This is a genomic window from Myxococcus llanfairpwllgwyngyllgogerychwyrndrobwllllantysiliogogogochensis (assembly GCF_006636215.1).
In the GTDB taxonomy this organism is placed as follows: domain Bacteria; phylum Myxococcota; class Myxococcia; order Myxococcales; family Myxococcaceae; genus Myxococcus; species Myxococcus llanfairpwllgwyngyllgogerychwyrndrobwllllantysiliogogogochensis.
The window spans coordinates 1-13,185 of sequence record NZ_VIFM01000114.1; the positions used below are offsets into that span (position 1 = coordinate 1).

Consider the following 13,185-nt stretch of genomic DNA (forward strand, 5'->3'; position numbering starts at 1 on the left):
TCAGATGTGTCTAAGAGACAGGGGCCGGGGGGCGGGCTGGTGCATCGGCCGCTGCGCAGTTGGTGTGATTTGGCGGAGGGACTGGCCTGCCGCCTGCTCACGCCGCGCGGCGTGGACGACACGCACGTCTCGCTCACCTTCGAGCCCCTGGGCCCCGAGGCGCCCTGGCACGCGGGCGGCTCGGGGCCGGACGACGCGACGTCGCCCCAGGAGCGCTACGGCGCGGACTCCGCCTTCTCCCGCGTGCGCAAGCTGGAGGACGCGGGCTTCCTGTGTCCCTGGCTGGAGGCGCTCGGCCGGGTTCGCCTGCCCGAAGGGGCGCGGGTGCTGGACCTGGGCGTCAATCGGGGAGACGAGCTCGCCGCCTTCGCCTGGCTGGAGGGGGCGCCGGACGTCACCTTCGTGGGTGTGGACCACAGCGCCAGTGCGCTCGCGGAGGCGCGGGCCCGCTTTCCAGACGCGCGTCACTCCTTCCTCGTCGCCGACCTCAACGCCCTGCCGGAAGGGCTGGGCCGCTTCCACCTCGTGGTCTCCGTGGGCACGCTGCAGAGCCCCGGCGTGGATGACCACGCGCTCCTGCGCACGCTGGTGCAGGAGCACCTGGAGCCCGAGGCCACGCTCGTGCTCGGCTTTCCCAACTCCCGCTTCCGCGACGGGGAGGTCGTCTACGGCGCCCGGGTGCGAAACCTGCGCGAGCCCGACCTCTCCCTGCTCGTGAAGGACCTGTCCTTCTACCGCCGCTACCTGCACCAGCACGGCTTCCGCACGTTCCTCGGTGGCAAGTATGACCTGCTGCTCACGGCGGTGCGCGGCCCGGGTCAGTCCTCGGCCTGAACGTCCTCGGGCTTGACGCCCCAGTCCGCCAGCACCTGCGCTTCGTCCTCTTCGCTCTTCGTCTTCTTGAAGCGGGCATCGGACACGCCCTTCACCCGTCGCTCGCACGCGGCCCACGTCGAGTGGCGCTTCACGCTGCGGCCCACCTGGCTCAGGTAGGAGTGCGCCTTGGTCTTGCCCTTCTCCTCGCGGGGCTTCTCTGGCGGCAGGGACGTGTCCTCGGGCACGTCGTACACGTCCACGTCGTAGCCCACGAGCGAGCCGGTGTAGAGCCGCATGCCCTTGCCGCGTGAGAACGAGACGGCGATGGCGTCCACCCGCTCGTTGCCCGGCACGCCCACGTGCCCGCGGACGTAGTGCCACTCCACGGCGGCTGCCTCGCCCGAATGCGTCTGCTTGCGCTGGGCCAGGAGCGCCATCAACCGCTTCCAGTAGAGCGTGTTGGCCACCTCCTTGCCATCCGCCGTCTTCCAGCCGCGCTTGCTCCAGCCGAACGCCCAGCGGGTGGCGCCCTGAATCACATAGGTGGAGTCCGTGTGGATGTGCAGCGGCCCCGGCGTCGCCTCCAGGTGGCGCAGCGCCTTGCCCACCGCCGTCAGCTCCATCCGGTTGTTGGTCGTCTCCGGCTCGTGGCCGCCCAGCTCCGTCACCTGCCCGTCGGGCGTGGCGATGAGGGTGCCCCAGCCTCCCGGGCCGGGGTTGCCGGAGCAGGCTCCGTCGGCGAAGACGAACGTGGCGTGGCTCTTCATGCCGCAACCCTAGGCGGCCCCGGGTTCGCCCTGCCAGGAAGACTCGCGCCGCGGGCGTCCTCGGGCTGACACGGAAGTCGTGATTCCATGCACAGCCGGAAGACTCCCTCCCTGGAGCCTCCTTCTGGTACGTGGCTTGCTCTCGGCCTCCCACGCTCGGGCCCATGGGTCGCGGGTGTCCGAGGGAAAGCCAGTCATCGACATGCAGACCGAGCATCCCGCCGCTCCACGCCCCCTGAGTTCCTCCTGGCTCCATCCCTCGCGTGCCCGCGCCTGGGCCGCGCGCGTGGCCCTGCTGGTGGCGAGCGTCGCCTCGGTGGCCACCTCCATGTCGGGCCCGCCGCCCGTCGTCGTCGAGTCCGAGCCGGGGGTGCTGTCGCTGTCGCCGACGTCTCCCACCGCCCGCGTGGCCCTGCCGGTGAGGATGTTCGTCCCCAATGGCTCCAAGCAGACGGTCTGGGCGACGATGCGCGCGCCGCTCTTCGTGAAGTGGACGCCGGATGCGCCGGGCGACGAGGCGCAACCCATCGTCAAGGCGAAGCTGGTCTTCGGTCCTCGCCCGGTCAAGGAGAGCTCCTCCGCGCCCGTGACGGCGGGAGACGCTGGCGCGGTGCGCTTCGAGGCCTTGTCGGATGGCGATGTCTGCCAGCTCGAGCAGCCGTGTGAGTGGGAAGCGGCGCTCGAGCTGTCGCTTCAGGACGCGACCCTCCAGGGCACCGTGGACGTGGAGTGGCGCATGGTGGTGGAGGTGAGCATCGACGACACGGAGGACTCGGCGCCGGACGGGCTCGAGGTCCTGGTGGGGCCTCGCTGAGACGTGCGTGCCTCCGTCCCCACGGCCCAGGTGAGCCCCACGCCGGGCGACACGCTCCTGCACCCGCTCGTGTTCGGCGCGGTGCTGGTGCTGGTGCTCAATGACCATGTGTTGAAGGCCCGCTGGCCGTCGTGGTGGACGGGGAAGCTGTCGGACGTCGCGGGGCTGGCCATGTTCCCGCTCCTGCTTCAGGGGCTCTGGGAGCAGTCGTGCGAGCGCGGGGCCCGCGCCTTCCAGCCCTCTCGCGCGGTGCTGACCACGTGCCTGGTGCTGACGGCGCTGGTCTTCACCGCCATCAAGGTGTTCGAGCCCGCCGGTGACTGCTGGCGCTGGGGGCTTGGCACCTTGCAGTGGCCCGTGCGCGCCGCGTGGGCGTGGCTGTCGGGGCGCTCGATTCCAGGCGTGGCGCCGGTGGCCCATACGATGGATGTCACGGACCTGCTGGCGCTGCCCGCGCTGGCGGTCTCGCTGTGGCTGGGGTCGCGGCGCGTGAATCACACGCGCTGAGCGCGGCTCGTCTCAGGGATGCGGGCACGACGGGCATGACGCTCGTCACCCGCGAACGCACGGCTTCGCTTCAGGAGCCGTCTCCCCGAGGGAGCAGTCGTGAACGAGAACCTCTTCAGTCAGTCGTACAACCAAATCATCAACGGTGCGCTGGGCGGCGACGCGCCGAACTTCCAGATGCTCGGGACGCCCATGGCGTTCAACTGGGCGCCGGCGCCCCAGGGTGAGCTCAACTCGCACGCGTACCAGGTCATCAGCGGCATGCCGCGGTGGTCCCCGCTCGGCGCGTACAGCACCCTGGACGCCTCCTTCGCGGACTCCTACCGGCAGGCGCTCCACCACATCTCCTTCAAGGTCAGCCCGGAGCGCCAGAAGGACCTGAACGCGCTGCGCATCCAGGTCACCCTGCGCGAGAACGAGATGTCGCAGGCCATCACCAACCTGAACCAGGCGTACCTGAGCCAGCGGCAGAACGGTGGCGCCTACTTCGAGCGCAAGTACCCGGACGTGGATACCTGGGTGGACCTGGGGCCGGGGAAGACCTACGCGCAGATCTGCGACAACGCGAACCTGGCCTTCCGGCGCGCGTCCCAGTTGGTGTTCGAGCTGGAGATGGCGGGCATGCCCGCGTCGCTCCAGTCGTCCATCGACGCCATCAAGCTGCCCTCCGGGAACCCGGGCAGCGGGCCGGCTCCGCGCGGCTGGACGAAGGTGCAGGACGGCTCGGGCGTGCTGCGCTATCAGCCCGACTACATCGTCGGGAAGGACGGCGACACGTGGCGCGAGGAGCTCAAGAAGGGCTCCATCGGCTCCTTCTCCGTGACGCTCAAGGCGTCGGACCAGACGGTGGACTACTCGCGCAGTTGGGCCCAGGCCACCGCCAGCTACGACAAGCCCTTCTGGGGTGTGTCGGCCAGCGGCAGTTGGGAGAAGATGGACCTCACCGCGACGGACAAGAACGTCACGGCCACCATCGCCGTCAAGTCGTCCACCATCGTCCCCGTCACGCCGGGTGCCTGGTACGACGGTGGCTTCATGGCGGACGTCGCGCGCGGCAAGGGCGGCGGCTACGAAATCCTCAACCCCTGGGTGGCGAAGGGCGGAGAGGGCAGCTCGTCGCTGTTCGGTCAGCATGGCCTCCTGGCCTCGCGCATCAGCGGGCTCGTGGTGGCGTACCAGCCGCGCTTCTCCATCGAGATGAGCGAGGCGACGTACGAGCGGCACTACGAGAAGTTCGAGGCGAGCCTGTCGCTGCGAATCGGGCCCTTCTCCTTCGGTGGCAGCGGCGGGCACGAGAGCAACTACGAGCACAGCACCGATGGCAAGACGACCTTCGAGGGCGGCTCCACCTCCGAGGACCCCATCATCATCGGCGTGTTGGTGTCCTTCCCTGGCCTCAACCAGGCGTAGTCGCGCCCCCGTCCGGTTCCTCGTTCATTCACGCATTCATTCCGGCCCTCTCCGCTCCTGGTGGAGGGGGCCGTTTTCTTTCCGGGTGATTTCCATGAAGACGACTGTCGAAGATGCCTTGCGCGCGGAGCTCCGTCAGGTGCTGGCCGAGCAGACCGCGAACCCCGAGTCCTCTCTTGCGTCAGCCAACGTCGGGGCCTCGCCCCTGCAATGGCTGGAGCCCGCGCTGCGCTGGGACTGGGTGCCCACGGTGGACGGGACGATGGGGGACGTGGCCCACCACTTCTATGACGGGGTGCCCGCGTCCATCGAGGATGGCGCCCCGTTCGTCTCCACGAGCGCGAGCTTCAGTGGCCGCTACCTCACCTTCCTCCGCGTGCTGTCGCCGTCCTTCGAGCCGGTGGAGGAGCTGAAGGAGTCCCTGGAGCGCGCGACGCCGCCCTCCACGCCTCCGGCCAGCTCCAGCAATCCTCCTGGTTGGACGAAGGTCCAGAACAAGGCGAGCCTCCTCCAGTGGGGCGCCGACTACACGCCGGCGAAGTCGCCCTATGAGTGGCTTGCGGGCATGGCCGCGCGGGGGCTCACCACGGGGCCGGTCCGCGTCGATGTCCAGGCCTCGACGCGGGAGGGTCGCATGGATGCGCAGCCCTCGTTGCTCAAGGTCCGCGCGAAGCAGGGGGCGCTGAAGCCGTTGGAGCTGAAGGACGGAGAGCTCCTGTCCCTGACGGTGTCCATGGAGGGGCTGGGCCGGGTGCCGCTCTACACGGGACACTGGTTCAACGGCTCCATGCCCATCCTCGGGCGCAAGGGCCCCTTCAAGGGCGGCTACACGCCGGAGCAGGTCTTCGGCGCCAAGGGCCTGTTGAGCGGCCGTGTGGCGGAGATGATGGTCGCCTATCAGCCGAGCTTCGAGCTGACGGTGGCGTCCTCCTTCTTCGAGCGCCACGCGGAGGACCTGGCCTCGGCCGAGGAAGTCCAGGTCGCGGGCTTCTCGTTCCGTGGCACCCGCGAGGCGCCAGGTCCGGTGCGGGTGTCGCCGGGCTTCGCTGGAGGGAGCGTGGGCCTCTCGGGCGCCTCGGCGTCGTTCGAGCCGCCGTTCATCGTCGCCGTGCTCCTGGAGACCTTCGACTGAAGGCGCGTCGGAATCACACCCGCGTGGCGCCGCCGTCTTCCGGGTACCACGCGGGGGCCTTCCCCTCGCTCAACGAGGAGACGGCGCATGCGTTATTCCAACGTGCAGTTCATCGCCTGGTGCATCCACACCGGGCCCCGGAAGCTGGGTGATGGCGTGGAGGAGTACGCGGGGCTCTCCACCGAGAGCGCCGATATCGCGGCCCGCGTCGAGCTGGTGGCCCGCGCGCTCGACGCGGCCCGCGACTGTCCGGAGACGACGCGCGACGACCCGGAGACGCTGAAGGTGTTCATGCTGCCCGAGTTCTTCTTCCGGGGGAGCACGGGCGCCTATTCGATGGACGGCGTGCAGGCGCTGGTGGCCGCGCTCCAGTCGCGCGTGAAGGACGAGGCGCGCTGGGCGCATTGGCTCTTTGTCTTCGGCAGCACCGTGGGCAAGTCGTTCCAGACGCGGCCCGCCAGCTTCTTCGAGCGCCTCTTCGGACCGAAGTACGTCATCGACACGTCCAAGCCCATCGAGGCGTACAACTACGTGCTGGTGCAGAAGGGCGGCTTCACGTACGCCTCCGCGGGCCCCGAGTTCGCGGAGGCCGTCCTGAAGAGGCGCCAGTCGGGGATGGACTTCATCCCGGTGTCGGGTGGCGGGGGCGGCATCGCCGGAGCGCGGGTCCACTACCTGCCTCCCACGCGGGAGTACGGCACGACGTCCGAGGTGCAGGTGGCCAGCTACGACGGCAACTCCGTGTTCGTCCGCGACCAGCTGACGCTCGGCGTGGAAATCTGCCTGGACCACGCCGCGCAGCGACTGAAGAAGGCCTCGGGCCTTCCTCCCATCGACCTCCAGCTCGTGCCGTCGTGCGGGATGACGTTGAAGGCCGACTCCCTCGTCGCGCGGAGCGGAGGCTATGCCTTCAACTGCGATGGCTACGCGAACTACGACACCGGCGTGCTGGGAGCGAACAGCCAGGTGCGGGCCATGGACTCCGGTGACGTCGCCGTGGTGGCGAAGGCCTCGCTGGACGTCACCGGCGTGAACGTCGCCGCGCTCTTCGCGCGTGGAGCTGGCGAGGTGCGCGTGTATCCGGCCCTCCCGCTTCCGAAGGACTGAGGCGCGGCCCTCCGCGGGTCAGAGCGAGCCGAGGAACGCCAGCAGGGCCTGCCGGTCCTCGAGGACGAGCCGCGTGTAGCGCTCCTGCGCGGGCGCGGCCTCTCCGCCATGCCACAGCACGGCCTCCTCGAGGTTCCGGGCCCGCCCGTCGTGCAGGAAGCGCGTGTGGCCGCTCACCGTCGCCGTCAGGCCGATTCCCCATAGGGGCGGGGTTCGCCACTCCTGGCCGGTGGCGAGCCCGTCCGGACGTCCATCCGCCAGCGCCTCGCCCATGTCGTGCAGCAGCAGGTCCGAGTACGGGAAGATGCGCTGGCGCGACAGCTCGGGGAAGCCCGCGACCTCCTCTGTCTCCATCGGCCGGTCCACATGGCAGGAGGCGCAGCCGATGGCGCGGAACACCGCCTTGCCACGCAGCACGCCGGGCGCGTCCCAGTCCCGCCGCTTCGGTACCGCCAGCAGCCGCGTGTAGAAGACGAGCCGCTCCAGGTCGTAGTCCTTCACGTCGGGCGTGGCGGCGGCGGGGACGCCCTCGGGCTCCTGGGCGCGCGGGTACAGCTCGTTTGTCAGCCCCATGTCCGCGACCAGCGCGTGCGTCACCTGCTGCAACAGGGTGGGCTGGTTGGCCTTCCACCCGAAGCGGCCCATCCGGGTGCGGCGCTCCTTCACGTCCTCCACCTGGTTGGGGCGTCCGGAGATGCCGTCGCCATCCCGGTCCTCCGGGTCCGCCAGCGCCAGCAGTGTCTCTTCGGGAATGGCCTCCAGCAGTCCGAGGCCGAAGTTGGCCGGCGACACGCGAGGCGAGAAGGGCGTGCCGTCCTCCAGCGGTCCGCGCGTCAGGTCCTTGAAGCGGTAGGCGGGGCGCAGCAGGGAGTAGGGCTCGCCCGTGGCGAACGTGCCGGTGAGCTCTTCATGGCCCACCTCGACGCTGCCCTCACCGCGGGCCTGGCCGAGGTGGTGGAGGTCCAACTGCTCGCCATACACGGGATGGGGCCCGGGGCCGGTGGGAGAGCCGAGCTGGAAGGCCAGCGACACCAGGGGCTCGGAGGGCGAGAGGGGAGGGCGCCCGCGCCCATCCTTCACGTGACACCCCATGCAGGAGTTGGAGCTGAAGAGAGGGCCCAGTCCGGGGCCATGGCCGGGGTCGCTCCAGTCGCGGTCGAAGACGCGCTTGCCCAGGTGGAACTCCGGCCAGCGCGCGCGGTCCATGTTCGGCGGAGAGCGACCGAAGGCATTGCGCCCCGCCTCCGTCACGGTGGCGGCGCCACCCGGCAGCTCCTCGCCCGGCTCCAGCGCGAGGGCCAACTGTCCCAGCACCAGGGGCGGGGGCAGGGGACGACGCCCCGCCTGCGCCCACACGGCGGTGAGCACCAGCGCTCCAAGAGGGATGCCCAACAGATACAGCCGCCGGCTCATCGAGGTGCCTCCGGGAACGCGGGAAACGACACACCGGGCGGGATGCACGACTCCCGCCCGGCGTGGGGCCCGTGCGCGGGGCACGGGCGGGACGACTACTTCGCCGCCGGCTTGAAGGACTCGCTCAGGATGTTCATCCCCTGCGCGGTCGCCTTCACGTCGATGCCCGTGAAGCCGTTGTACGGGTAGTGCCCGTCCTCGATCTCCTCGATGAACTCCACGGAGTCACCGGTGAGCACCTTGCCGTCATCCAGCGCCACCGAGAAGGTGGAGCCGTTGGTGCGCAGGCGCCAGCCGCACGCGCCCACGTTGGCCGGAGCGGTGGGCTGCTCGCCGTTCTTCCCCCAGATGATGTCCAGCTCGAAGAAGTCGGCGTAGTACATCAGGAAGCGGATGAAGTCCCGCCAGTTGTTGAAGATGATCATCCGGTTGGCGGTGTTGGTGGACGAGCCCTGGAGCACGCCCTCGCGGTAGACGTTCATCCGGTAGTTGGAGCCGCCCGGCGCGCCGCTGAACGTCGGGGTGATGAACGCGCTGTTCGCCTCACGGCCCGGCGTCACGCGCAGCGTGCTGACCACCTGGTCGCCCGAGCGCGCGTCCAGCTGCAGCACGCCCGAGGTGCTGCCGAACTTGATTTCCGTCGCCTGCGTCCAGCTGGCCGCCCGAGCGAAGCTGCTGGCGACACCGTCCGTCTTCACGCTGCGCAGACCGGTGACGGCCAGGCCCTGCTCCGTCGACGCCAGCTGCGCGTTACCCAGCGCGCAGCTGTTGATGCCGTCGAACCGCTGCGTGCACTTCGACTCCGCGCCGGCTTCCTGCGTGGCCACATCGCCGTCCGCCGCCGTGGGCTCTTCGCCCTGACAACCCGACATGACGCTCAGGAGCGCCGCTGCGAACAAACGGCCCATCATCTTCAGCTGCATGGAATTACCTACCTCTTCAATAGGGGGAGGATCTGCACCGCCAGGAGAGTGCTGCATCCGGTGCCGGCCCAGCCCGAATGCTCCATGTGGCGGCGAGCCATCCCCTTGCACCCCGCAGGCCAGCGCTCACCGGCATGTTTCACCTCCTCTGTATCAGTGAGGAATTGAGCCTCCAGGGCGTCGTGGCTGTAGCGTGTGTTGTTACAGCCTCGCGTTGAATGTATCGCGCCCTGCTACACGCCATTCGCCGAGCGTGACATTGACCCGCTCCATGCGTGTGGTGCGCGCCGATGCTGTCTGGGTATGGGGGCGATTCCGATTCCAAGAATCATTGTCAAAATGTCGGAAACCGCGAATCTGGACAGGTTGCGTCATCCTGTTTAGCGAGTCCTTCCTGTCAGGTCATTTCTGCGAGATAGGCAGGAGCAACTCTGCTTTTACGCTGAGACTGGAAGGTGCGCCCTGGGTCGAGGCCGCCTGGACAGGAATAATGCGGAACCGGTATAAAACCATTCGTCAGACTGGTGACACTGGTGATTCCGCCAACCTCATACAAGTCATGACGCTCTGAGAAGGGGGCATTCCCTATGGCTCGTTCGTCGTTGTCCCGCGGTGTGCGTCTTTTCAATCGCGGCCTTTTCTCGTCGGCTCTGGCGGTATCGTTGTCGGCATGTGAGCCGGCGGCTCAGGTCGAGCCTCTCAATCCCACTCCCGCGGAGACGGAAGAGCTGGGGGTGGACCCGAAGGCGCTGCTGGACAGCATGGCGGTGTTCTCGCTGCGTCCATTGGCCCATGAGCCGGTGCCGCAGCCGGTGGGCAGCCGCATCATCAACAAGGCCGCCGCCATCCGTCTGGGCAAGGTCTTCTTCTGGGATATCCAGACGAGCGGCGACGGCCAGACGGCCTGTGCGAGCTGCCATTTCGCCGGTGGCGCGGATGACCGTCGCATCAACACCGTGCACCCCGGCTTCGACAACGTCTTCGACAGCATCGCAGGCCCCGGCGAGACGTTCACGCTCGCGAAGATCACCAGCGATGACCGCATCGGCTCGCAGGGCCCGCTGCGCGCGCTGTTCCTGAATCTGGATCCGGACCCCACCGTCGCCGCGGACTCCTGTCTGGTGCTGCCCGCCGAGCCGTTCAACGAGCACCGGCTGGTGGGCCCGCGTCACAGCCCGTCCGTCCTCGGCTCGGGCTTCTACCGCAACCAGTTCTGGGGCGGCGAAGCCAACGCGACCTTCAACGGGGTGAACATCTGGGGCTTCACCGAAAACAACACCCAGGGCTTCCTCCTCCGCATCGAGAACGCGTCGCTCGCGTCCCAGGCCACCGGCCCCGTGACGAACTTCTCCGAGCAGTCGTGCTCTGGTCGCCAGCTGCTCGGTCCGGGCAGCCTGGGCGCCAAGCTGGCCGTGCGCCAGCCGCTGCGGCACCAGCGCGTCTCCACCTCCGACAGCGTGCTGGGCGCGCTGGCCAACCCCACGGGCCCGGGCCTCATCTGCAACGGCGCGCCGTGCACCTATGACCAGCTCATCCGCGAGGCCTTCGGCGACGCGCTGGCCAACATCTCCGTCAACGTCTTCTCGCTCATCTGGGGCGAGGCGCTCCAGGCCTACCAGGCCACGCTCATCCCGGACCAGACGCCCTTCGACAGCTTCCTGTCGGGCAACCTGAACGCGCTCACCCCCAAGCAGCTCAAGGGCCTCAACGTCTTCGTGGGCAAGGGCGAGTGCGTCAACTGCCACACCGGCGCCATGCTGTCCGACGCGACCATGAGCTGGTACGAAATCGCCGGCCCCCTCAACCGCGACGGCGGCGACACGGGCTTCCACAACATCGGCGTGCGTCCCACGGACGACGACCTGGCTCGCGGTGACCTGGGCATCTTCGGCGGCGAGCCCAACTCCGTCAGCCTGTCTCCGTTCGACATGGGCGCGTTCAAGACGCCCACCCTGCGCAACGTCGGCCTGACGGCGCCGTACTTCCACAACGGCGGCTACCCCACGCTCGACGACGTGGTCGACTTCTATGCCCGAGGCGGTGACTTCAACAACCCGGAGAAGTCGCTCGACATCAAGCCGCGCACCTTCAGCGCGAGCGACCGCTCCGCGCTGGTGGACTTCCTCTCCAACGCGCTGACCGACTGCCGCGTGTACACGTACCGCGCGCCGTTCGACCACCCGGAGCTGCCGTTCCCGAACCGCGAGACGCTGCCCGTCACGGGCCGCGGCGGTCGGGGCGCCTGCCGCTAGGCTCGGTTTCGCTTGCGATGAGAGTGAGCCACCCAGGGGTGCTTCAGGCCCCTGGGTGGCTTTGCCCTTTTTGCGCGGGATGTCAGGGCCAGCGCGAGAATGGGCGGAGTCTCGGCTCCCGGGGCTTGCTTGATGCTCCGGGGACCTCGTGGAAGAGTTCCTGACCTTCGCGTCAGGTCTGAACAACAGGTTTCTCCCAGGAGTTGTCGCATGAGTCAGGAAGCCGTGCCCATCGACCCGCATGAGACGCTGTATCTGCCCATGCGGCGCCGCTTCATGAGTGAGTACGTCCAGACACCCGAGGGCACGAACGAGCTGCGCATCTATTACGGGCTCAAGGAGATCTCCATCGAGGAGGCGGACCTGCACTCCTTCGGGGAGAACCTGCTCAAGCAAGACCAGTTCATGGCGGCGATGGCCACGCGCTGGAGCAACGGCGAACCCTATGCCTGGGAGCGCGTGAAGGAGCTGCTCGAGCAGCTCCTCGCGGAGAACATCCTGTCGCGCGAGGCGCCGAAGCTTTCGCCGGAGACGGACTACCACAAGATGGTGATGGCGTCGGAGGCGCGGCGGCCCGCGCCCTCGGAGCCCATGTGGTGGAACCCCGACACGGAAGGGGTGCTGCAGAAGCTGGTGGGCCGGCCGATGGAGTTCGGCTTCCTGGAGGCGATGCTGCCCGTGCACCGCGCGGCGCACGCGGCGCTGGATGCCGAGGGGCGGCACATCGGCGAGAACAACGTCTTCCCGGACTCCATGCGCATGCGGATGGAGACCGAGTGGCGCATGTGTCCGTACCCGGGCAGCCGCTTCAAGGACGACGCGCTGATGAACGTGACGGCGCTGAAGTCCATGTCCAAGCACTGGAAGCCCACGCTCCAGGCGCTGCTCATCCTGCGCGAGGCGTTCCTGAAGCGCTATCCGCTGCTGGCGGATGGGCAGTGGCGCCTCGGTGACCTGCATGCGTTCAGCTGCGCGGTGCTGGCGGTGCCGTCGCTGATGCTCCTGCGCGGCAAGGACCCCATCCCCAACGGGACGTTGGACCCGGTGCTGTCGTCGGTGTTCCGCGTCACCGACGGCGTGCGCATGGTGAGCATCTACCTGATGTTCCTGCCCGAGCAGCCCATGCCGTACGAGACGCCCATCAACCCGGCGTCGCTGCTGCACCTGACGGAGCGCGACAACCACTTCCTGTCCACCCGTGGCGTGTGCGCGGGCCCTCCGCACATGGTCGACGAGTTCTTCGCGACGATGCTGGATGGCAAGCCCATGGCGGGTGAGCCCCTGCCGGAGCCGTCGTGGCTCGCGGAGATTCCCGCCGCCATCGACTACGGCCTGCGCGGCCTGCAGCTCTACTCGCTCCAGTTCACCCTGTGGGCCCACATGTGCCACACCTACGAGCGCATTCGTGACGCGGTGCTGCAGGCCGAAGCGCCGGCGGACAGCGGCTGGGGCCGGCTGCGTCAACGCATCGAGAAGGACTGGAAGGTCATCCTGCCAACCCGACAGAACACGTCGGTCCAGCGCGAGTGGGCCAAGGCCCGCTACGTGGAGATGTATGACCGCGCGCAGCGCGGCCTGCGCGGCTTCAGCGAGGAGAAGCTCCAGAACATCAGCGACGTCTTCTCCCCGCCGAAGGACGCCGTGCACGCCCAGGCGGCGGAGCAACTGCGCAAGCTGTTCCGCGAGCGAGCCCCCGTGCCCGAGGGCGCGCGCCCCGAGCTCATCGACGCGGTGGCCGAGGCGCTGGCCGACTACCTCACCATCGAACGCTCCGCGCTGGGCACGCTGGAGACCGTGCAGCGCGAGGTGAACGCGCTGCTGCAACGCCAGCACCCGGACCGGCCCTTCACCAACCTGGACCTGTCCATCCACCACCGGCTGCGGTTCGCCACCATCGGCGTGCTGCCCTACCTGCTGGATGTCTTCCGCGAAGAGCTGGGCGTGGGCATCGAAAGCCACGTGGCGGACGTCAAAATCACGCCGGGAGCGCCCTCCGCCGCTGCTGCTTGAATTGACGCAATGTTTCACTCCCAGGCCTGGATGC

At 68.6% G+C, this 13,185-nt stretch carries 11 protein-coding genes; 8 read left to right on the forward strand and 3 right to left on the reverse strand.

Annotated features, from left to right (window positions below; all coding sequences use genetic code 11):
• Window positions 1-834, forward strand: an 834-nt coding sequence (locus FJV41_RS25830) for a class I SAM-dependent methyltransferase (RefSeq protein ID WP_141645215.1), incomplete at its 5' end; no start/stop codon positions are given.
• On the opposite strand, the gene FJV41_RS25835 is transcribed toward FJV41_RS25830, so the two are convergent.
• Entirely contained in the window at window positions 819-1,583 is a 765-nt protein-coding gene (locus tag FJV41_RS25835) for an RNase H family protein (protein WP_141645216.1), read from the reverse strand. The two genes, FJV41_RS25830 and FJV41_RS25835, sit on opposite strands and share 16 nt — an antisense overlap.
• A 202-nt stretch (window positions 1,584-1,785) precedes the next feature.
• Here FJV41_RS25835 and FJV41_RS25840 point away from each other — a divergent pair, with 202 nt between their 5' ends.
• The 5 genes from FJV41_RS25840 (at window position 1,786) to FJV41_RS25860 (ending at window position 6,553) form a co-directional block, all read left to right on the forward strand.
• Window positions 1,786-2,397, forward strand: coding sequence for a hypothetical protein (locus tag FJV41_RS25840; protein WP_141645217.1), 612 nt, complete (start codon window positions 1,786-1,788; stop codon window positions 2,395-2,397).
• 3 nt (window positions 2,398-2,400) lie between these two features.
• Entirely contained in the window at window positions 2,401-2,904 is a 504-nt protein-coding gene (locus tag FJV41_RS25845; protein WP_246137412.1) for a hypothetical protein, read from the forward strand.
• A 99-nt stretch (window positions 2,905-3,003) separates the two neighbouring features.
• Window positions 3,004-4,314, forward strand: coding sequence for a hypothetical protein (locus FJV41_RS25850; RefSeq protein ID WP_141645218.1), 1,311 nt, complete (start codon window positions 3,004-3,006; stop codon window positions 4,312-4,314).
• Window positions 4,315-4,408: 94 nt separating this feature from the next.
• Window positions 4,409-5,446: a hypothetical protein gene (locus FJV41_RS25855; RefSeq protein ID WP_141645219.1), complete on the forward strand. Its 1,038-nt coding sequence runs from the start codon at window positions 4,409-4,411 to the stop codon at window positions 5,444-5,446.
• An 87-nt stretch (window positions 5,447-5,533) separates the two neighbouring features.
• The gene (locus FJV41_RS25860; RefSeq protein ID WP_141645220.1) at window positions 5,534-6,553 is read left to right on the forward strand and encodes a hypothetical protein; all 1,020 of its coding nucleotides are present in this window, start codon (window positions 5,534-5,536) and stop codon (window positions 6,551-6,553) included.
• Window positions 6,554-6,571: 18 nt separating this feature from the next.
• Here the strand turns inward: FJV41_RS25860 and FJV41_RS25865 are convergent, their stop codons facing one another.
• Both FJV41_RS25865 and FJV41_RS25870 read right to left on the reverse strand, forming a co-directional pair.
• Window positions 6,572-7,966, reverse strand: coding sequence for a di-heme oxidoreductase family protein (locus FJV41_RS25865; protein WP_141645221.1), 1,395 nt, complete (start codon window positions 7,964-7,966; stop codon window positions 6,572-6,574).
• Window positions 7,967-8,061: 95 nt separating this feature from the next.
• On the reverse strand, window positions 8,062-8,889 hold the full coding sequence (locus FJV41_RS25870) for a hypothetical protein (RefSeq protein WP_141645222.1): 828 nt from the start codon (window positions 8,887-8,889) through the stop codon (window positions 8,062-8,064).
• Window positions 8,890-9,551: 662 nt separating this feature from the next.
• Here FJV41_RS25870 and FJV41_RS25875 point away from each other — a divergent pair.
• Window positions 9,552-11,141: a cytochrome-c peroxidase gene (locus FJV41_RS25875; RefSeq protein ID WP_181790942.1), complete on the forward strand. Its 1,590-nt coding sequence runs from the start codon at window positions 9,552-9,554 to the stop codon at window positions 11,139-11,141.
• Window positions 11,142-11,351: 210 nt separating this feature from the next.
• Window positions 11,352-13,151, forward strand: coding sequence for a hypothetical protein (locus tag FJV41_RS25880; protein WP_141645224.1), 1,800 nt, complete (start codon window positions 11,352-11,354; stop codon window positions 13,149-13,151).
• The last annotated feature ends 34 nt before the right edge of the window (window positions 13,152-13,185 follow it).

Excerpts from the sequence above, each read along its gene's own strand:
- FJV41_RS25835 (WP_141645216.1), bottom strand. The coding sequence starts at position 1,583 with ATGAAGAGCCACGCCACGTTCGTCTTCGCCGACGGAGCCTGCTCCGGC.
- FJV41_RS25840 (WP_141645217.1), top strand. The coding sequence starts at position 1,786 with ATGCAGACCGAGCATCCCGCCGCTCCACGCCCCCTGAGTTCCTCCTGG.
- FJV41_RS25855 (WP_141645219.1), top strand. The coding sequence starts at position 4,409 with ATGAAGACGACTGTCGAAGATGCCTTGCGCGCGGAGCTCCGTCAGGTG.
- FJV41_RS25860 (WP_141645220.1), top strand. The coding sequence starts at position 5,534 with ATGCGTTATTCCAACGTGCAGTTCATCGCCTGGTGCATCCACACCGGG.
- FJV41_RS25865 (WP_141645221.1), bottom strand. The coding sequence starts at position 7,966 with ATGAGCCGGCGGCTGTATCTGTTGGGCATCCCTCTTGGAGCGCTGGTG.
- FJV41_RS25870 (WP_141645222.1), bottom strand. The coding sequence starts at position 8,889 with ATGCAGCTGAAGATGATGGGCCGTTTGTTCGCAGCGGCGCTCCTGAGC.
- FJV41_RS25880 (WP_141645224.1), top strand. The coding sequence starts at position 11,352 with ATGAGTCAGGAAGCCGTGCCCATCGACCCGCATGAGACGCTGTATCTG.